The sequence below is a fragment of the Micromonospora sp. WMMC250 genome (assembly GCF_027460215.1).
Classification (GTDB): Bacteria; Actinomycetota; Actinomycetes; order Mycobacteriales; family Micromonosporaceae; genus Micromonospora; species Micromonospora taraxaci.
In genome coordinates, this window is sequence record NZ_JAPZBJ010000002.1 from 548,525 (window position 1) to 569,401 (window position 20,877).

A 20,877-nucleotide genomic window follows, 5' to 3' on the forward strand; every position below is an offset into this window, starting at 1 on the left:
GCCGGCCTGACCAGTCCGAGACTTCCGGAGGTACCAGTGACAACCCCGACACCCACGCCGGCTCTGCGGCTCATCGGGCTGTCCAAGGCATTCGGTGACAAGCGCGCCGTCGATCACGTCGACTTGGAGGTTCCGGGCGGCTCGTTCTTCGGGCTGGTCGGTCCCAACGGGGCCGGCAAGACCACATCGCTGTCCATGGCCGTCGGGCTGCTGCGCCCGGACAGCGGTCGCGCCGAGATCTTCGGTGTCGACGTCTGGGCCGACCCGGTCCGCGCCAAGGAGCTGATCGGCGTCCTGCCCGACAGCCTCGGCATGCCGGAACGGCTCACCGGCCGGGAGGTGCTCACCTACCTGGGTCTGCTGCGGGGCATGGAACCCGAGGCGGTCGCCAAGCGCAGCCAGGAGCTGCTGGAGGTCCTCGAACTCGACCGGGCCGACAGCACCCTGGTCCTCGAATACTCGACCGGTATGCGAAAGAAGATCGGTCTGGCCACGGCGCTGCTGCACGCACCGAAGCTGCTGGTCCTCGACGAGCCCCTGGAGGCCGTCGACCCCGTCTCGGCGGCGACGATCAAGGTGATCCTCCAGCGGTTCGTCGCCGCCGGCGGCTCGGTGGTGTTCTCCAGTCACGTCATGCCGGTCGTCGAACAGCTCTGCGACCACGTCGCGGTCGTCACCGGCGGCCGGGTGGTCGCCTCCGGCCCACTCGACGAGGTACGCGGCGGCAGCACCCTGGAGAACCGGTTCGTCGACCTGGTCGGCGGCCAGCCGGTGAGCGCGGGGGAGCTGTCATGGTTGGCATCCTGATCCGGATGAAGCTGGCCGTCCTGCGGCACTCGATGACCGGGCAGCGCGCCGCCGACATGATCGGTGGCGGCGTGCTGGGCCTGGTCCTCGCCGGAGGCACGATCTGGCTAGCCCTGCACGACTGGCCGGTCGACGGCCTACCCCTCGACCTGGTCGGCGCGGCGTTCGCCATCTGGACGATCGGTTGGCTGTTCGGCCCGGTGCTGTTCGGTGGCGGCGACGAGACGCTGCGCCCGGAGCACCTGGCGCTGCTGCCGATCCCACCACGCCGGCTCGCCTTCGGCCTGCTCGCCGTCGCGTTCGTCGGCGTCGCGCCGGTGGTCAGCCTGGTGGCCTTCACCGCGCTGATCGTCGTGGCCCTTCCGGTGGGCGGCGCCGCCGCCCTGATCGCGGTGCCGGTGGTGTTCCTCCAACTGCTGTTCGTGGTGCTCGCCTCCCGGTTCGTCACCGCAGCGCTCAGCACGCTGATGCGCGCCAAGATCGGCGCGGTGCTGGCCGCCGTCATCAGCGGCGGCATCCTGGCGCTCACGCACACCGGCTGGGTGCTCAAACCCACCATCCAGTACGCCCTCACCGCCGGCTTCCCGGACAACCTGGCGGCCTGGGTGCGCCGGTTGCCGTCCGGCTGGGGCATCGTCGCGGTGGAGGCCGCCGGCCGTGGCGACTGGCTGCTGGCCGCCGCCGTGCCGGCCGGGTTCGCCGTGCTCAGCGTGCTGGCCATGCTCGGCTGGTCCGCGCTGCTGGTCCGCCGGCTCAGCCACCGCAGCGCCAGCGGCCGACCGGCGCGCGGTCGCACCGCAGCCCAGAAGATCCGGGGTGGCGGCGTACGAGCCGTCGTCGGTCGGGAGTTGCGCACCGCGTCCCGCGACCTGATGCGCTTCCACTACCTGGTCTTCTCGCTGGTCTACGCCCTCGCGTTCTGCCTGCTGCCGCTCCTGGTCGACCTGCCGATCTTCGTGCCGTTCATCGGTGTCGCGTTCGGCATCTGGGCCGCCGCCATCTCCGCCAACCTGTATGGCGAGGACGGCACGGTGATCTGGCAGACGGTGCTCACCCCCGGGGCCGCCCGGAAGGACGTCCGTGGCCGCCAGCTCGCCTGGCTGCTGCTGACCGCCCCGGTGGTCGTGGTCCTCAGTGTCGTGCCCACGCTGCTCAGCGGGCAGACGTGGGCCTGGCCGTGGCTGGCCGCCCTGGTGCCGGCCCTGGTCGGCGGCGGCGCGGGCGTCATCGTGCTGATCTCGGTGCTGCGCCCGGTGCCGATGACCGACCCGCACAAGCGCAGCGGCAACCTCCTGGAGAACGGCACCGACTTCACCCAGGTGCTGCTCATGCTGGTGCTGGTCGCGGCCACCGCGGCCCCCGCCTACCTCACCGTCCGCTACGGCCCCGACTGGGCGGGCGCCGGCGTCGGCCTGGTCACCGGCATCCTGCTGGCCTGGCTGCTCGGCGACCTCGCCGCCAAGCACCTGGAAGCCACCGGCCCCGACCTGCTGGCCACCATGCGGGCCTCCACCTCCCGTAAGAGCAACCTCACCGGCGACGTCGACTGGGATCAGATCACGGCGTCGCTCGGCGGGGTGGATCTCGGCGAGAGCCGCCTCGGCATCGAGAAGGCGTCGCCGGCCCGCCGCGCCGCCGTCTACGTGTGCTTCATCGTCTGCTGGGTGCCGCTGATCGCACAGGGTGTGGTCCCCGCCTTCCTGAAGTACACCGACCCCGACCGGGACTCCTGGTTCGTGGCCCGCCTCGTCCCCGAGGCGCTGCACTGGCCGGTCGTGGGCGTCATGGTCCTGCTCGGCCTGGGGCTCATCGCCGCGGGCTTCCACCAGCTCCGGTTGGCCCGTCGGGAGAGCCGGCAGGCGACCGTGGACCGTGCCGGCCTCGCCGCCGCCCCGGCGGTGACCCGGCACCCCGAGAAGGTCGACGAACTGCACCACTGAGCACGACGACGAGGGCTCGGCCACCGCGGTGGCCGAGCCCTCGTGTGTGCCGGGACGTCACCAGGAGACGGGCAGCTCCTGGACGCCGTAGATCAGCGACTCGGAGCGCAGCGGAACGTCGTCCGCCGCTCCGTGCAGGCGCAGCCCGGGGAAGCGGGTGAGCAGGGCCCGCAGGGCGATCCGGAGCTCCGCGCGGGCGAGCTGCTGGCCGATGCACAGGTGTACGCCGTGACCGAAGGCGAGGTGCTGGTTGCCGGTCCGGGTCACGTCGAAGACCCCCGGGTCGACGAAGCGGGACGGGTCGCGGTTGGCGGCGGACAGCGAGAGGCTGACGCTCTCACCGGTGCGGATGAGCTGACCGCCCACCGGCACGTCCTCGGTCGCGAGGCGCGTCACGCCGAACTGGAACGTCGGCAGGTAGCGGAGCAACTCCTCCACGGCGTCCGGCACCCGGTCCAGGTCGGCGCGTACGACGGCCAGCTGCTCGGGATTGGTGAGCAGCGCGAACACGCCGAGGCTGAGCTGGTTGGCGGTGGTCTCGTGGCCGCCGACGAGCAGCAGCATGGCGATGCTGGTCAGTTCCTCGTCGGTGAGCGGGTCGTCGTCCGAGTCGTGGATCAGGCCGGAGATCAGGGCGCCGTCCGGCTCCTCGTGTTTGGTCGCCACCAGAGCCGCCAGGTACTGCCGCAGGTTCCAGGCCGACATCCCGACCTCCATCGGGGTGGCGTCGGTGCGCAGCATCGCGGCGGTCAACGTCTGGAACTGCTCCCGTTCGGCGTACGGCACGCCGAGCAGCTCGCAGATGACCAGTGAGGGGATGGGCAGGGCGAAGTCCCGGACCAGGTCGGACGGCGGGCCGGCGGCCTCGATCGCGTCGAGGCGATCGGTGACGATCTCGGTGATCCGCGGCTCCAGGGCACGGACCCGGCGCATGGTGAACTGACCCATCAACATCTTGCGGTAACGGGTGTGGTGCGGCGGGTCGACGTGGATGAAGAACGCCGGGTCGGGCGGGAGCTGCTTGGCCTCCTCGGGGATCACCTGGATCGGGTTCGACGCCTTGAGGATGTCCGCGCTGAACCGGGTGTCGGCGAGCACCGCCCGGACGTCCTCGGCCCGCGTCACCAGCCAGCCGACCGACCCGTCCGCCATGATCAGCGGACTGACCGGGTGCTCCTCGGCGCGCTGGAGGAGTTCGTCAGGTGGAGAGAACGGACACGTGCCGCGCTGCCGGGGCAGCGGAGCCGGCTCCCCGGTGCCCGATCCGGCCGGGGCAGGATGTTGCGTCGCACTGGTCATCGTCACCACTCATTTCCGCATGGACATTGTCTCCACGATAGGAAGAACGGGTCTTCGGGAAATGCGCCACGACCCGGATCGGGGGTCGATCCAGGGGGATAGGGGCCGCCCTCCACGTCGGCCCCGGCCCGGGGTGCGCTCGATCCCGTAGGGGTGTCCGGCCTCTGCCGGCCGTCATTACCGTCCGAATCGAACGCGCCATCGGGCCGTGTGGACGAGTGGGGGCCGCGGATCGTCATGAAGAGCGAATCAGCATTCACCGATGGAAATGCGGAATCTGACGGCGTCGCCATTGTCGGTGTCGCGTGCCGACTTCCCGGCGCCAACGATCCCGCCGCGTTCTGGCGCCTGCTGGCGGACGGCCGCGACGCCGTCACCGAGGCGCCGGCCGGACGCTGGGGGAGCGTCGAGGACCGTCCACGCGGCGGCTTCCTGGACCGGGTCGACGGCTTCGACCCCGGCTTCTTCGGCATCGCCCCGCGCGAGGCGGCCACCATGGACCCCCAGCAACGGCTCATGCTGGAGCTCGGCTGGGAAGCCCTGGAGGACGCCGGCATCGTCCCGGACGCTCTCGCCGGCACCCGAGCCGGTGTCTTCGTCGGCGCGATCGGCGACGACTACGCCACGGTGATCCGCCGCCTCGGGGCCGACGGCATCACCCCGTGGACACTCACCGGCACCAACCGGGGCATCATCGCCAACCGGCTGTCGTACGTGCTCGGGCTGCGCGGTCCCAGCCTCACCGTCGACGCGGCACAGGCATCCTCGCTGGTCGCCGTCCACCTGGCTGCGGAGAGCCTGCGCGAGGGCCGCTGCCAGGTCGCCCTGGCCGGCGGGGTCAGCCTCAACCTGGTGCCGGAGAGCACCCTCACCGCCGCCGCGTTCGGTGGTCTGTCGCCGGACGGCCGCTGCTACACGTTCGACGCCCGGGCCAACGGCTACGTGCGCGGCGAGGGCGGCGTGGTCCTCACCCTCAAACTCCTCACCGACGCGCTCGCCGACGGCGACCAGATCTACGGCGTGGTCCGGGGCAGCGCGGTCAACAACGACGGCGGCGGCGACAGCCTCACCACACCCACCAGCGACGGCCAGACCGACGTGCTGCGCGAGGCGTACCGGCAGGCCGCTGTGGACCCGGCGACGGTCCAGTACGTGGAGCTGCACGGCACCGGCACCCGGGTCGGCGACCCGGTGGAGGCCGACGCGCTCGGTACGGTCCTCGGGGTGGCGTCCGGCCGGCATCATCCGCTGCTGGTCGGGTCGGCGAAGACGAACGTCGGGCACCTGGAGGGCGCGGCGGGCGTGGTCGGGCTCCTGAAGACCGTGCTGGCCCTGCACCACCGGGAACTGCCACCGAGCCTCAACTTCGCCACGCCGAACCCCCGCATCCCGTTCGACGAGCTGCGGCTGCGGGTGCGTACGGAGCACGGGGCGTGGCCGGAGTCGGAGCGGCAGCTGGTCGCCGGGGTCAGCTCGTTCGGCATGGGCGGCACGAACTGCCACGTCGTGCTGTCGTCGGCGCCGACCCGGCCACCCGTGACCGACGAGCCGGCGACGAACGAACCCGTGGCGTGGCTGCTGTCCGGGCGTACCCCGGCCGCCGTGCGCGCGCAGGCCGGGCAGTTGCGGGACGCGGTCGCCGCGGACACGCGGCCGGTGGACGTGGCGTACTCCCTCGCCCGGCACCGCAGCGACTTCGACCACCGGGCGGCGGTCGTCGGAGCGGACCTGAGCACCCTGACCGAACGCCTGGCCGCCCTCGCCGCCGACGACTCGCCGGTGCAGCGGGTCGGCGACGGCAAGCTCGCGTTCCTCTTCGCCGGCCAGGGCTCGCAGCGGGTCGGGATGGGCCTCGACCTCGCGGACACCTACCCGGTGTTCGCGGCAGCCTTCGACGCCGCCTGCGCCGACCTCGACGCGCACCTGGACCGTCCGCTGCGCGAGGTCGTCGCGGACGGGTCGGAGCTGGACCGGACCGTGTACACGCAGGCCGCGCTGTTCGCCTTCGAGGTGGCGTTGTTCCGGCTCGTCGAGTCCTTCGGCGTCACGGCGGACTACCTGGTCGGGCACTCCATCGGCGAGATCGCCGCAGCCCACGTCGCCGGGGTGCTGTCCCTGGCCGACGCGGCGAGGCTGGTCACGGCCCGGGGCCGACTGATGCAGGACCTCCCGGCCGGTGGCGTGATGATCGCGGTGCAGGCCGCCGAGGCCGACGTGACACCGCACCTCACCGACGGCGTGGACATCGCGGCGGTCAACGGCCCCAGCGCGGTGGTGCTGTCCGGCACCGTCGACGCGGTAGCCGGGGTCGCGGCGAGGTTCGAGAAGACCCGGCAGCTCCGGGTCAGCCACGCCTTCCACTCGGCGCTGATGGAACCGATGCTCGTGGCCTTCGCCGAGGTCGCCGAGACGCTGACGTACGCGCCGCCGACCATCCCGATCGTCTCCAACGTGACGGGGCGGATCGCCGAAACCCAGGACGCCGCCTACTGGGTGCGGCACGTGCGGGAGGCGGTCCGGTTCGCCGACGGGCTCGCGACACTGGAGAGCGAAGGCGTCACCACGTTCGTCGAGATCGGCCCGGACGGGGTGCTCTGCGCGATGGGCGCCCACTGCGTGTCGACGGGTGCGTTCGTCCCGGCCCAGCGCCCGGACCGCCCGCAGGCGGAGACGGTCGTCGCCGCCCTGGCCCAGCTGCACGGCCGGGGAGTCGCCGTCGACTGGACGCCGTCGCTGGCCGGCGGGGTGCGCGTGCCGCTGCCCACGTACGCGTTCCAGCGCGAGTCCTACTGGGTGTCCGAGACCGCCGACGCGCCCCCGACGCCGACCGCGCGCAGCGCCGCGCGCTCCGAGGACGACCTTCTCGACCTGGTACGAACGCACGCCGCCTCGGTGCTCGGCCACCCGGACCCGTTCACCGTCGACACCACCCACTCCTTCAAGCAGCTCGGCTTCGACTCGCTGACCGCCGTCGAACTCCGCGACCGCCTCAGTTCCGCCCTCGACCTCGCGTTGCCGGCCACCCTGCTCTACGACAGCCCCGACCCGGTCACGCTCGCCCGGTGGCTGCACACCGCCTCGGGCGGCGTCGACCCCTCGACCGTCGGGGAGTCCGCGCAGCCGGGTCGGCCCGACGCCGACGAGCCGATCGCCGTCGTCGCGATGGCCTGCCGCTATCCCGGTGGCATCACCGACCCCGACGAGCTGTGGCACCTGGTGTCCAGCGGCGGTGACGCCATCACCGGCTTCCCCACCGACCGGGGTTGGGACCTGACCGCCCTCTACCACCCGAACCCCGGCCACCCGGGCACCAGCTACACCCGCTCCGGCGGTTTCCTGCACGACGCCGCCGAGTTCGACCCGGGCTTCTTCGGCATCTCCCCGCGCGAGGCGCTGGCCATGGACCCGCAACAGCGACTGCTGTTGCAGGCCTCCTGGGAGGCGGTGGAGCGGGCCGGCATCGTGCCGGGCGCGCTGCGCGGCAGCCGCACGGGGGTCTTCGTGGGCGCCACCTCCCACGAGTACGGCGCACGCCTCGCCGAACCCGCCGACGGCCTCGACGGCTACGTGCTGACGGGCAGCACGATGAGCGTCGCCTCCGGCCGTATCTCGTACGTGCTCGGCCTCGAAGGGCCGGCGCTGACCGTCGACACCGCCTGCTCGTCGTCGCTCGTCGCGCTGCACCTGGCCGCCCAGTCGCTGCGCCGGGGCGAGTGCGAACTGGCCCTGGCCGGCGGTGCGACGGTGATGGCCGGCCCCGGCATGTTCGTCGAGTTCAGCCGCCAGCGCGGCCTGGCCGGCGACGGCCGGTGCAAGGCGTTCGGCGCGACCGCCGACGGCACCGGGTGGGGCGAGGGCGTCGGCGTCCTGGTCCTGGAACGGCTCAGTGACGCGCGGGCGAACGGCCACCACGTCCTCGCCGTGATCCGGGGCAGCGCGATCAATCAAGACGGCGCCTCCAACGGGCTCTCCGCGCCGAGCGGCCCGGCCCAGCAGCGCGTCATCCGGGCCGCCCTCGCCGACGCCGGACTCACACCGGCCGACGTCGACGTGGTCGAGGCACACGGCACCGGCACCACACTGGGCGACCCGATCGAGGCGCAGGCGCTGATCGCGACGTACGGCGTCGACCGACCCGAGGACACCCCGCTGTGGCTGGGCTCGCTGAAGTCCAACATCGGCCACACCCAGGCCGCCGCCGGCGTCGGTGGCGTGATCAAGATGATCCTCGCGATGCGCGCCGAGGTGCTGCCCCGCACCCTGCACGCCGACGAGCCGTCACCGCACGTCGACTGGTCCGCCGGCAGCGTCCGACTGCTCACCGGACCCCGCGACTGGCGGCGGAACGACCACCCCCGCCGGGCCGCCGTCTCCTCCTTCGGCATCAGCGGAACGAACGCCCACCTGGTCCTCGAAGAGGCACCCGACGTCGACTCCCCGGCCCGCCCGGCCGTGCCGGGGACAGTGCCGGTGCTGGTGTCCGCCCGTACGCCGCACGCCCTGCGACGCCAGGCCGCGCGTCTGCGCGACCGCATCGTGGGAGACGACACCCACCTCGCCGACCTGGCGTACACCCTCAACGCCACCCGGACCCGGTTCGAACACCGGGCGGTCGTCCTCGCCTCGACACCGGACGACCTACGCGACGGACTGGCCGCCCTGGCCGAGGACCGGGCGGCGGCGAACGTCGTCACCGCCCACCCGGCCGAGCCCGGCCGGATCGCGTTCGTCTTTCCGGGACAGGGCTCCCAGTGGCTGGGCATGGCCGTCGAGCTGGCCGACGCCGACCCGGTGTTCCGCGAGCACCTGACCGCCTGCGGCGCGGCGCTGCTCCCGTACACCGGCTGGGATCTTCTCGCCGTGCTGCGCGGCGACGACGACGCGCCGTCGCTGGACCGGGTCGACGTGGTCCAGCCCGCGCTGTGGGCGGTGATGGTCTCCCTGGCCCGGCTCTGGCAGGCCGCCGGTGTCCGCCCGGCCGCGGTGATCGGGCACAGCCAGGGTGAGGTCGCCGCCGCGCACATCGCCGGCGCGCTCACCCTGGACGACGCCGCCCGGATCGCGGCCCGCCGCAGCCAGGCGATCGTCGCGCTGGCCGGGCAGGGAGGAATGCTCGCGGTCCAGGCGTCCGCCGCCGCCGTGGAGCCGGTCCTGGCCCGCTGGGGCGGCCGGATCAGCGTGGCCGCCGTCAACGGTCCGACCGCCGTGGTCGTCGCCGGGGAACCCGCCGACCTGGACGACCTCGAACCGGCGCTCGCCGCAGTGGGCATCGAGGCGAAGCGCATCAAGGTCGACTACGCCTCGCACTCGGCACACGTCGAGGCGATCCGCGACGAGCTGCTGCACGCCCTCAGCGGGGTCGAGCCGAGCGCCGCCGACATCCCGTTCTACTCCACCGTCTACGGCTCGCGGCTGGACACCACCGAGCTGGACGCCGACTACTGGTACACCAACCTGCGCCGGCCGGTCCGCTTCGCCGAGACGGTGGACGTGCTGCTGTCCGACGGGTACCGCGCCTTCGTCGAGGCCAGCCCACACCCGGTTCTCGTCGCCGCCGTGCAGGACTCGGCCGACGAGGCCGGAGTGGACGCCGCCGTGCTCCGGACGTTGCGACGCCACGACGGCGGCCCGGACCGGTTCCGGGTCGCGTTGGCCGAGGCGTACGCGCGCGGGCTCACCGTCGACTGGACGGGCCTGACCCCGGACGGTGCGCTGGTGGCACTGCCCACCTACCCGTTCGAACGGGAGCACTTCTGGCACCACCCGGCCCTGCCGGGCAGTGCCGACGACCCGGCCAACGACCCGTTCTGGGCGGCCGTGGAGCGTGGCGACGCCGCCGCGCTCGCCACCGACCTGGCCCTGGCCCCGGGCGCACTGGACGAGATCGTGCCGGTGCTGGCCGCCTGGCGGCGGGAGCAGCGGATCCGCGCCGGGGCCGCCGGTTGGCGCTACGTGGTCGAGTGGAAGCCGCAGCCGGACGCCACTGTCACCGCCGACGGGCACTGGATCGTCGCCGTGGCCGGCTACGACCCGGGCACCACCGCCGTCCTTGCGGCCCTCGGCGACGCCGGGCTCACGCTCGACGTGGTGGTCGTCGCCGCCGACGCCGACCGGGCCACCCTCGCCGAGCGGCTCGCCGGTGACGCCGACGGTGTCCTCTCCCTGCTCGCCTTCGCGGAGGGGCCCTTCGGCGAGGGTTTGCGCCGCACTCTGACCCTCACCCAGGCACTCGGTGACGCCGCTGTGGACGCCCCGCTCTGGCTGGTCACCCGCGGGGGCGTCGACACCGGCCCGGCGGACCGGGTGGACGACCCCGAGCAGGCCCTGATCTGGGGTCTCGGCCGGATCGTCGCCCTGGAACACGCCGAACGGTGGGGCGGTCTGGTCGACCTGCCCACCGACCTCGACGAGCGGGCCGCCGAGCGGCTGCTCGCCACGGTGGCCGGCGAGGACGGCGAGGACCAGGTGGCCATCCGGGTCGACGGTCGCTACCTGCGCCGCCTCGGCCACGCACCCCGCCCGGCCCGACTGGCCGGCGGCCCGCGCCTGGACGGACCGGTGCTGGTCACCGGCGGTACGGGTGCCCTCGGCGGCACTGTCGCCCGCTGGCTCGCCGAGCGTGGCGTGCCGCAGCTGATCCTGCTCAGCCGACGCGGCCCGGACGCGCCCGGCGCCGCCGACCTGGTCGCCGAACTGGCCGAACTGGGCGCCACCGCCTCGGTCGTGGCCTGCGACGCCGGTGACCGCGACGCTCTCGCGGCGGTCCTCGCCGCGCATCCGGTCAGCGCCGTCGTGCACGCCGCCGGCCTGCTCGACGACGGCACCGTCGACACCCTCACCGCCGACCAGGTCGACCGGGTGCTCGCCGCGAAGGTGGCCGCCGCCCGTAACCTCGACGACCTCACCCGGGACCGGGACCTCAGCGCGTTCGTGCTGTTCTCGTCGATCGCGGCGAGCATCGGCATCCCGGGGCAGGGCAACTACGCGCCGGGAAACGCGTACCTCGACGCCCTGGCCGAGCAGCGCCGGGCCGACGGCCTGACGGCGACGTCGATCGCCTGGGGCCCGTGGGCCGGCGGCGGCATGGCCGCCGACGCCGCAGTCGGCGACCTCATGCAACGCCACGGCATCACCCCGATGGACCCGCAGATCGCGCTCGCCGCCCTGCAACAGGCCCTCGACGACGACGCCACCACGATCACCGTCGCCGACCTCGACTGGGACCGGCTGGCCCTCGCGCTCACCGCCGGCCGCCGCCGCCCGCTGATCGAGGACCTGCCGGAGGTGCAGCGCGCCATCGGTGCCGGCGCTGTCACGTCCCGCGCGACAGGTGGCCCCGCCGAGAGCCTCGCCGCCGCACTGGCCGCGCTGCCCGAGGCGGCCCGCGAGCGGGCAGTGGTCGGCCTGGTCCGCGAACAGGCGGCGCTCGTGCTCGGCCACACCGGCCCGGACGCGGTCGACCCGAACCGTCCGTTCCGCGAGTTGGGCTTCGACTCCCTCGCCGGGGTCGAGCTGCGCAACCGCCTGCGCACTGTCACCGGCCTGCGCCTGTCGACCACACTGGTCTTCGACCACCCCACCCCGGCCGCCCTCGCGGCGCACCTGCACGACGAGCTCACCGGCACGCTGCCCGCCCAACCCGCTGACGACCCCGCCACGGTACGGGTACCCGACGAGCCGATCGCGATCGTCGCGATGGCCTGCCGCTACCCCGGGAACGTCACCTCGCCCGCCGACCTGTGGCGACTGCTCGACGACGGCGGTGACGCCATCGGCGGCTTCCCCACCGACCGTGGGTGGGACCTGGTCGGCCTTTACCACCCGGACCCGGATCACGCGGGCACCTCGACCACCCGGCACGGCGGGTTCCTCTACGACGTCGCCGACTTCGACCCCGCCCCGTTCGGCATCTCCCCCCGCGAAGCCCTGGCCATGGACCCGCAGCAGCGGCTCCTGCTGGAGACCTCGTGGGAGGCGTTCGAACGGGCCGGCATCGACCCCGCGACACTGCGCGGCCGGCACGCCGGGGTCTACGTCGGCCTCACCTACCAGGACTACGCGTCCCGGGTCCGGCAGGCGCCCGCCGACCTGGAGGGCTACCTGCTCACGGGCAGCACCGCGAGCGTCGCCTCCGGCCGGATCGCTTACGCGTTCGGCCTCGACGGCCCCGCCGTCACCGTCGACACCGCCTGCTCGTCGTCGCTCGTCGCGCTGCACCTGGCCGTGCGGGCGCTGCGGGCCGGTGAGTGTGACCTGGCGCTCGCCGGTGGCGTCGCCATCATGTCCACCCCGCACATGTTCGTCGAGTTCAGCCGCCAACGTGGACTGGCACCGGACGGCCGCTGCAAGCCCTTCTCCGCCGACGCCGACGGGTTCGGTTCCGCCGAGGGCGTGGGCATGCTGCTGGTCGAGCGTCTCTCCGACGCCCAGCGGCACGGTCACCCGGTCCTTGCCGTGGTCCGTGGCACCGCCGTCAACTCCGACGGCGCGTCGAACGGCCTCACCGCTCCGAACGGCCCCGCCCAGCAACGGGTGATCCGGGCCGCGCTCGCCGACGCGGCGCTGACGCCCGGCGACATCGACGTGATCGAGGCGCACGGCACCGGCACCGCGCTGGGCGACCCCATCGAGGCCCAGGCGTTGCAGGCGGCGTACGGGCCGGACCGCCCGGCGCAGCGGCCGTTGTGGCTCGGCTCGGTCAAGTCGAACCTGGGGCACACCCAGGCCGCCGCCGGTGTCGCCGGTGTCATCAAGCTGGTCGAGGCGATGCGGCACGAGGTGCTGCCCCGCACCCTGCACGCCGGGACGCCCAGCCCGCACGTCGACTGGGCGGACAGCCCGCTGCGGCTGCTGGACACGGCCCAACCGTGGCCGGCGGACCTGCCGCGCCGGGCCGCCGTCTCGTCGTTCGGCATCAGCGGCACCAACGCCCACGTGATCCTGGAGGCGCCCGCCGGAGTCGGCCGCGTACCAGCCCTTCCGCAGGCGTCCTCTCCCGTCGTCCCGCTGGTGCTCAGCGGGCAGTCGACCGACGCGCTGCGTGCCCAGGCGCTTCGCCTCGCGGACCGACTGGCCGAACCGGGCACACCCACACTGCTCGACGCCGGCTGGACCCTGGCCGCCGCCCGCACCGCGTTCCCGCACCGGGCGGCACTGCTCACGAACGAGAGCGACGCCGTGGGCGCGCTGCGCGATCTGGCTGCGGGCCGCGACCACCAAGGCGCGCACACCGGTGAGGTACGGGCGGGAGGTCTCGCCTTCGTCTTCTCGGGTCAGGGTTCGCAACGGCCCGGCATGGGCCTGGACCTCTCCGCGACGTTCCCGGTGTACGCGGAGGCGTTCGACGCGGTCTGCGCCGAGCTGGACCGGCACCTGGACCGGTCGATCCGGGAGGTCATCGCCGAGGGCGACGATCTGAACCAGACGGTCTACACGCAGGCGGCGTTGTTCGCCGTCGAGGTGGCGTTGTTCCGCCTTGTCGAGTCGTTCGGTGTCACAGCGGACTTCCTGGTGGGGCACTCGATCGGTGAGATCGCCGCCGCGCACGTGGCCGGGGTGCTGTCCCTTCCCGACGCGGCGAAACTGGTCGCCGCGCGGGGCCGGTTGATGCAGGCGTTGCCGGCCGGTGGGGTGATGGTCGCGGTGCGGGCCACCGAGGCGGAGGTGCTGCCGCTGCTGACCGACGGGGTGTCCGTCGCGGCGATCAACGGCCCCCGCTCGGTGGTGCTGTCCGGTGTGGCCGACGAGGTCACGGCCGTCGCGGCGAGTTTCAAGTCCAAGCGGCTGCGGGTGAGCCACGCGTTCCACTCGGTGTTGATGGAGCCGATGCTGGCCGAGTTCGCCGAGGTGGCGGCAACGCTGACCTATGCGTCGCCGCGCATCCCGATCGTGTCGAACGTGAGCGGGCAGGTCGCCGAGGCGCAGGACGCCGGCTACTGGGTGCGGCACGTGCGCGAGGCCGTGCGGTTCGCCGACGGGATCACCACCCTGGAGTCCTTGGGCGTCAGCACGTTCGTGGAGATCGGCCCCGACGGGGTCCTGTCGGCTATGGGCGCGGACTGCGTCACGGACGCGGTGTTCGTGCCAGTGCAACGCGCTGACCGGGACCAACCTGCCACGCTGCTGGCCGCTCTCGCGCAGGCCTACGTGCGCGGCGTCGCTGTGGACTGGGCGCCCTGCCTGAGCGGTGGGCGCCTGGTCGACCTGCCCACCTACGCCTTCCAACGGCAGCGCTTCTGGCTGGAGGACGACACCGCCGCCCCCGACACCCCGTTCTGGCAGGCCGTCGACCGCGGCGACCTCGCCGACCTGCTCGGCGTCGCCGACGACCGCCCCCTCGACGAGGTTCTCCCCGCGCTGCGCGCCTGGCGTCGCCAGGGCACCGAACCCGGCCTGCGCTACCGCGTCGACTGGCCGGTCCGGGACGTCACCACCGCCCCCCGCCCCGGCGGCTGGCTGGTCGTCGTCCCCGACCTGGACCTCCCGATGACCGCAGGCCTCCTGGCCGCGGGTGGTCCCGACGTGATCGCGGTGCCGGCCGGCGCACTGCCCACCATCGACCCGGGCCACATCGGCGGCGTGCTGTCAGTGCTCGCCCTGGACGAGCGCCCCGACCCGGACCACCCACACCTGTCCCGTGGCCTGACCGGCACCTCCGCGCTGCTCCGCGACCTTCCGCAGGGCACCCCGCTCTGGGCCGTCACCACCGGCGCGGTACGCGTCGGCGACGAACCCCGGATCAGCCCGCACCAGGCCACCGTGTGGGGGTACGGCCGGGTCGCCGCCCTCGAACTCCCCGACACCTGGGCCGGCCTCGCCGACCTGCCGGAGAACCCCGACGCGCACACCCTCGCCCGGCTCTGGGCGGTGGTACGCAGCACCACCACGGAGGACCAGGTCGCCATCCGGGACACCGGAGTCCACGTCCGACGTGTCGTACCGGCAGCCCCGCCCGCCACCCCGACCACCTGGTCGCCGCGCGGCAGCGTCCTGATCACCGGCGGCACCGGCGCGCTCGGCGCGCACGTGGCCCGCTGGCTCGCCGGTGCGGGCGCCCCCCACCTGGTGCTGACCAGTCGCGCCGGCGCCGACGCACCCGGCGCGGATCGGCTGCACACCGAACTGACCGCGCTCGGCGCCCGCGTCACCATCGCCGCCTGCGACGTCACCGACGCCGACGCCCTCGCCGACCTGCTCGACACCATTCCGGACCTGACCGCCGTCTTCCACACCGCCGGCGCCCTGCGATTCGCCGCAACGCTGCACGACGACCCGGCCGGGCTCGCCGAGGTCGCCGCCGCCAAGGTCGCCGGCGCCGCCCACCTGGATCGGCTCCTCGCCGACACCCCGCTCGACGCGTTCGTGCTGTTCAGCTCGATCGCCGCGCTCTGGGGCAGTGGCGAGCAGAGCGGGTACGCCGCCGCGAACGCCTACCTGGACGCCCTCGCCGACGACCGGCGAACCCGGGGCCTGACCGCCACAGCGGTCGCCTGGGGTCCGTGGGGCGACGGCGGGATGGTCGACGCCGGCACCGAAACCCTGCTGTTCCGGCGCGGCCTGCCGGTCCTCGACCCGCAGACCGCGATCGCCGCGCTGCGTCAGGCCGTGGACGCCGACGAGACCTACGTGGCGGTCGCCGACGTCGACTGGTCCCGTTTCGCCCCCATCTTCAGCGCCGCCCGACCCCGGCCGTTGATCGGCGACCTGCCGCAGGTGCGGGCGCTGGTCGGTCAGACCGTCGAGCAGACCGCCACGCCGCTGGCCGAGACCTTGGCCGCGCTGCCCCCGGCCGAACAGGAACACCACCTGCTCACCCTCGTCCGTGGCGTCACGGCCGCCGTCCTCGGTCACGCCGGGCCGGACGCGGTCGGCGCGGAACAGGCGTTCCGCGAAATGGGTGTCGACTCGCTCACCGGCGTGGACCTGCGGGACCGGCTGCGCCGCGACGTCGGCTTCGCGCCGCCCGCCACCCTCGTCTTCGACCACCCGAACCCGCTCGCGGTGGCCCGCTACCTGCGCGACCGACTGCTCGACCAGCCCGCCACCGCAGCGCCGGTCCCGGCGTCGACAGTGGCACCCGACGACGACCCGATCGTCGTGGTCGGCATGTCCTGCCGCTTCCCGGGCGGCGTGCAGGGGCCCGACGACCTGTGGCGGTTGGTCGCCGACGAGGCCGACGTCATCTCCGGCTTCCCCGCCGACCGTGGCTGGGCACTCGACGCGCTGTACCACCCGGACCCGGACCACCAGGGCACCGCCTACACCCGCTCCGGTGGCTTCCTGTACGACGCGGCCGACTTCGACGCCGACCTGTTCGGGGTGAACGGCCGCGAGGCCCTGGCGATGGACCCGCAGCAGCGGCTCCTGCTGGAGACCGCCTGGCAGGCCCTCGAAGACGCGGGCCTCCCACCACGGGCGCAGCGCGGTCGGCGGACCGGCGTCTTCGTCGGCGGCGCCCACCTCGGGTACGGGGAGGGCGCACCGCCACCACCCGGGGTCGAGGGGTACCGCCTCACCGGCAACGCGACAAGCGTGATGTCCGGCCGGGTCGCCTACACCTTCGGCTTCGAGGGGCCGGCCGTCACCATCGACTCGGCGTGCTCGTCGTCGCTCGTCGCCCTGCACTGGGCGGCCCGCGCGCTGCGGCAGGGGGAGTGCACGCTCGCCCTGGCCGGCGGTGTCGCGGTCATGTCGAGCCCAGCGGTCTTCGTCGAGTTCAGCCGGCAGGGCGGGCTCGCCCCGGACGGCAGGTGCAAGGCGTTCGCCGCCGGTGCCGACGGCACCGGCTGGGCCGAGGGCGTCGGGTTCGTGGTCCTGGAACGGATGTCGGACGCCCTGGCCAACGGGCACACCGTGCTCGCCGTGATCCGGGGCAGCGCGGTCAACTCCGACGGTGCGTCCAATGGCCTGACCGCCCCGAACGGGCCGGCGCAGCAAAGGGTGATCGTCGAGGCGCTGGCCGACGCGGGTCTGTCCACCGCCGACGTCGACGTGGTCGAGGCACACGGCACCGGCACCACACTCGGCGACCCGATCGAGGCGCAGGCGCTGCTCGCCACGTACGGGCGGGGCCGGCCGGCCGGGCGACCACTGCTGCTGGGCTCGCTCAAGTCGAACATCGGGCACGCCCAGGCCGCCGCCGGCATCGGCGGGATCATCAAGATGGTCCAGGCGATGCGGCACGGCCTCGCGCCCCGGACCCTGCACGTGGACGAGCCGACACCGCACGTGGACTGGTCGGCCGGCGCGGTGCGGCTGCTGACCTCGGCGCAGCCGTGGCCGGAGACCGGTCGGGCGCGCCGCGCGGCGGTCTCGGCGTTCGGTGTGAGCGGCACCAACGCGCACGTCATCCTGGAACGACCCGAGCCCGTCGCCCGACCCGAGGTGACCGCCCCGGACCCGTCGGCGGGACAGCTTCCCTACGTCCTGTCCGGACGCTCCGACCGGGCACTGCGGGCCCAGGCCGAGCGGCTCCTCGCCGCCGGTGTGGACCGGCACGTCGAGGCCGGAACCGGTGTGACCCTCGCCCGTTCCCTGGCCACCACCCGCTCCGCCCTGGAACACCGGACCGTCGTCCTGGCCGCCGACGCCGACGCGCTGCGTACCGGCCTGCACGCCGTCGCGGCCGGCGAACCCAGCCCGTCGGTCATCGGCGGCACCGCCACCGCCACCGGCAAGCTCGCGTTCCTCTTCACCGGCCAGGGCAGCCAACGCCCAGGTGCCGGTCGTGACCTGTACGCCACCGAACCGGTCTTCACCGCAGCGCTCGACGAGATCCGGGCCGCGTTCGCCCCGCACCTCGACCGCCCGCTGCTCGACGTCATGTTCGCCGAGCCCGGCACCGGTGACGCGGCAGTGCTGGACCGCACCGAGTTCACCCAGCCGGCGCTCTTCGCCCTCGAAGTGGCCCTGTACCGCCTCCTCGAAACGCGCGGTGTGACAGCCGACTACCTGCTCGGCCACTCCATCGGTGAGCTCGCCGCCGCGCACGTCGCAGGCGTCCTGTCCCTGCCCGACGCCGCACGGCTGGTCGCCGCGCGCGGCCGGCTGATGCAGGCGCTCCCCTCCGGCGGCGCGATGGTGGCGATGCAGGGCACCGAGGCGGAGGTCCGGCCACTGCTGGCCGGCGACGTGTCGATCGCCGCGGTCAACGGACCCGAATCGGTGGTCGTCGCCGGCGACGCGGACACCGTCGACCTGATCGTGGAGCGGTGGCGCGCGGACGGGCGACGGGCCAAGCGGCTCAACGTCAGCCACGCCTTCCACTCCGCGCACATGGACCCGATGCTCGCCGAGTTCGGCCGGATCGCCGCCGACCTCACGTACGCGCCGCCGACGATCCCGCTGATCTCCGACCTGACCGGCGAACCGATCGGCCAGCCGGACGCCGACTACTGGGTGCGGCACGTCCGCGAGGCGGTGCGCTTCGCCGACGGGATCGCCGCACTGGACGCCCGGGGAGTCACCGCGTACTGCGAGGTCGGCCCCGGTGGGGTGTTGACCGCGCTGGTCCGGGAGTGCCTGCCCACGGCGAGGCAGGCGGACGCCGTCCTGGTCGCCGCGCTGCGCGGTGACCGGGCCGAACCCGCCGCGGTCGCCGAGGCGGTGGCCGGCCTGCACGTCGGCGGGGTGCCCGTCGACTGGGCGAGCGCACTGCCCGGCACGGCGACCGTGCCGCTGCCCACCTACCCGTTCCAGCGCCGCCGGTTCTGGATCGCCCCGGCACTGCCCGGCAGCACCGGCGCCGACTCGTCGGACGACCCCTTCTGGTCCGCCGTGCAGCACAACGACCTGGAGACGCTCGGCACGATGCTCGGCGACGACCGGGTGGCGGAGGTGGCGCAGGCGCTGCCGGCCCTGGCCGACTGGCACCGGGGCCGTCAGGCCCGCGACACCGCCGACCGGCAGCGGTACCGGGCACAGTGGGAACTCGTCGCCATGCACGGCACCGCCCGTCTCGGCGGAACCTGGCTGGTCGCGCTTCCCGGCCCGGCCGACGCGTACGCCCGTACCCTGATCCAGGCCCTGACCGACGCCGGCGCCCACCCGCTGCCGGTGGTGGTGGACGGCCGCGACCGGGCGGCGATCGCCGCCGAGCTGGACTCGGCGACCGGCGTCACCGGTGTCCTGTCGCTGCTCGCCCTGGACGACCGGGAACTGCCCGGCCACCCCGGGGTGCCCAACGGGCTGGCCGCCACCCTGGCCCTGATCCAGGCGGCCGGGGACGCCCACCTCGACGCGCCACTGTGGGCCGTCACCCGGGGTGCGGTGTCCGCGACCGCCGAGGTCACCGACCCGATCCAGAATGCCGTGTGGGGCCTCGGCCGCGTCGCCGCCCTGGAGCACTCCGCCCGCTGGGGTGGGCTGATCGACCTGCCGGACCGCGTCGACGGCCCCGCGCTCTGCCGGGTGCTCGCCGACGGCGGCGTCGACCAGGTGGCCCTGCGCGACGCCGGCACGTTCGTCCGCCGCCTGGTCCGGGCACCGCTCCCGCCCACCACCCCGACCCGCTGGACACCCCGCGACACCGTCCTGATCACCGGTGGCACCGGCGCGCTCGCCGGGCACGTGGCCCGCCGACTCGCCCAGGACGGCGCCGGCCACCTGGTCCTGGCCAGCCGCCGAGGTGCCGACGCCCCCGGCGCGGACGACCTGACCCACGAGCTGACCGCGCTCGGCGCCCGGGTCACCGTCGTGGCCTGCGACCTGACCGACCCGGACGACGTCGCCGACCTGCTCCGCCGGGCCGACGCCGACGTGCTGCCGCTGCGCGCCGTGGTGCACACCGCCGGCATCGGTGACTCCGCCCCGCTCGACGAGACCACCCCGGACCTGCTGGCCCGCATCGTCGCCGCGAAGATCGGCGGGGCCCGGCACCTGGAGGACCTCCTCGGCGACCGGGACCTGGACGCCTTCGTCTGCTTCTCCTCCATCTCCGGCGTCTGGGGCAGCGGCGGTCAGGCCGCCTACGCCGCGGGCAACGCCTACCTCGACGCGTTCGCCGAACGGCGTCGCGCCAGGGGCCTGGCCGGCAGCGCTGTGGCCTGGGGACCGTGGGGCGAGGGCGGCATGGTCGCCGACACCGGGACCGAGGAACACCTGCGGCGACGCGGGCTCACCCCGCTGGTCCCGTCCGTGGCTGTCGACGCGTTCGCCAGCGCCCTCGACCACGGCGACGTCACCGTCGCGGTCGCCGACGTCGACTGGGCCCGCTTCGCCCCCGCCTTCACCGCCGCCCGTCCCAGCCCCCTGCTGGACGGCGTCGAGGAGGCCCGCGCGGCGGTCGCCGCACCGGCCGTACCGGTGCGGGCCGCAGGGCCGATCGACGGGCTCACCGACCTGCCCGACGCCGAACGCGGGCACCTGCTGCTCGACCTGGTCCGGACCGAGACGGCCACCGTCCTCGGCCCGGGCGGCGGCTTCGAGGCGAACCGCGCCTTCCGCGAACTCGGGTTCGACTCGTTGACAGCTGTCGAGATGCGCAACCGGCTCACCGCCGTCACCGGGCTCAACCTCCCGGCCACCCTGGTGTTCGACCACCCGACCCCGGCGGTCCTCGCCGCGCACCTGGACACCCTCCTGATGCGCGAGCACCGCCCGGCCGCGCCGACGGTGGAGGGTCAGCTCGACGACCTCGAGGCGGCCCTCGCCGCCACCGGTGTCGACGACGCCGACCGGCCCGCCCTGGTGGCCCGCCTCCAGGCGCTCGCACACCGCTGGGCCGCCACCGAGGAACCGGCGGAGGTGGCCGGCGACGAGATCGGCGACGCGACCGCCGACGAACTGCTCCAGATCATCCAGAACGAATTCGGCAGATCTTGATCCGCGCAGC

Annotated in this window: 4 protein-coding genes; 3 read left to right on the top strand and 1 reads right to left on the bottom strand. The window is 74.0% G+C overall.

What is annotated here, in order from left to right; genetic code table 11:
- Positions 1-36 precede the first annotated feature (36 nt).
- Both O3438_RS02230 and O3438_RS02235 read left to right on the top strand, forming a co-directional pair.
- On the top strand, positions 37-807 hold the full coding sequence (locus tag O3438_RS02230) for an ABC transporter ATP-binding protein (RefSeq protein WP_269678316.1): 771 nt from the start codon (positions 37-39) through the stop codon (positions 805-807).
- Positions 792-2,747, top strand: coding sequence for a hypothetical protein (locus tag O3438_RS02235; RefSeq protein WP_269678317.1), 1,956 nt, complete (start codon positions 792-794; stop codon positions 2,745-2,747). The genes O3438_RS02230 and O3438_RS02235 overlap by 16 nt, the downstream gene beginning before the upstream one ends.
- Positions 2,748-2,804: 57 nt before the next feature.
- Here the strand turns inward: O3438_RS02235 and O3438_RS02240 are convergent, their stop codons facing one another.
- Entirely contained in the window at positions 2,805-4,046 is a 1,242-nt protein-coding gene (locus tag O3438_RS02240) for a cytochrome P450 (protein ID WP_269678318.1), read from the bottom strand.
- A gap of 237 nt (positions 4,047-4,283) precedes the next feature.
- On the opposite strand from O3438_RS02240, the gene O3438_RS02245 reads away from it, so the two are divergent.
- The gene (locus O3438_RS02245; protein WP_269678319.1) at positions 4,284-20,867 is read left to right on the top strand and encodes a type I polyketide synthase; all 16,584 of its coding nucleotides are present in this window, start codon (positions 4,284-4,286) and stop codon (positions 20,865-20,867) included.
- The last annotated feature ends 10 nt before the right edge of the window (positions 20,868-20,877 follow it).

Bases quoted from the DNA above. Each gene is read 5' to 3' on its own strand.
- O3438_RS02245 (WP_269678319.1), top strand. From the start codon at position 4,284: ATGAAGAGCGAATCAGCATTCACCGATGGAAATGCGGAATCTGACGGC.
- O3438_RS02235 (WP_269678317.1), top strand. From the start codon at position 792: ATGGTTGGCATCCTGATCCGGATGAAGCTGGCCGTCCTGCGGCACTCG.
- O3438_RS02240 (WP_269678318.1), bottom strand. From the start codon at position 4,046: ATGACCAGTGCGACGCAACATCCTGCCCCGGCCGGATCGGGCACCGGG.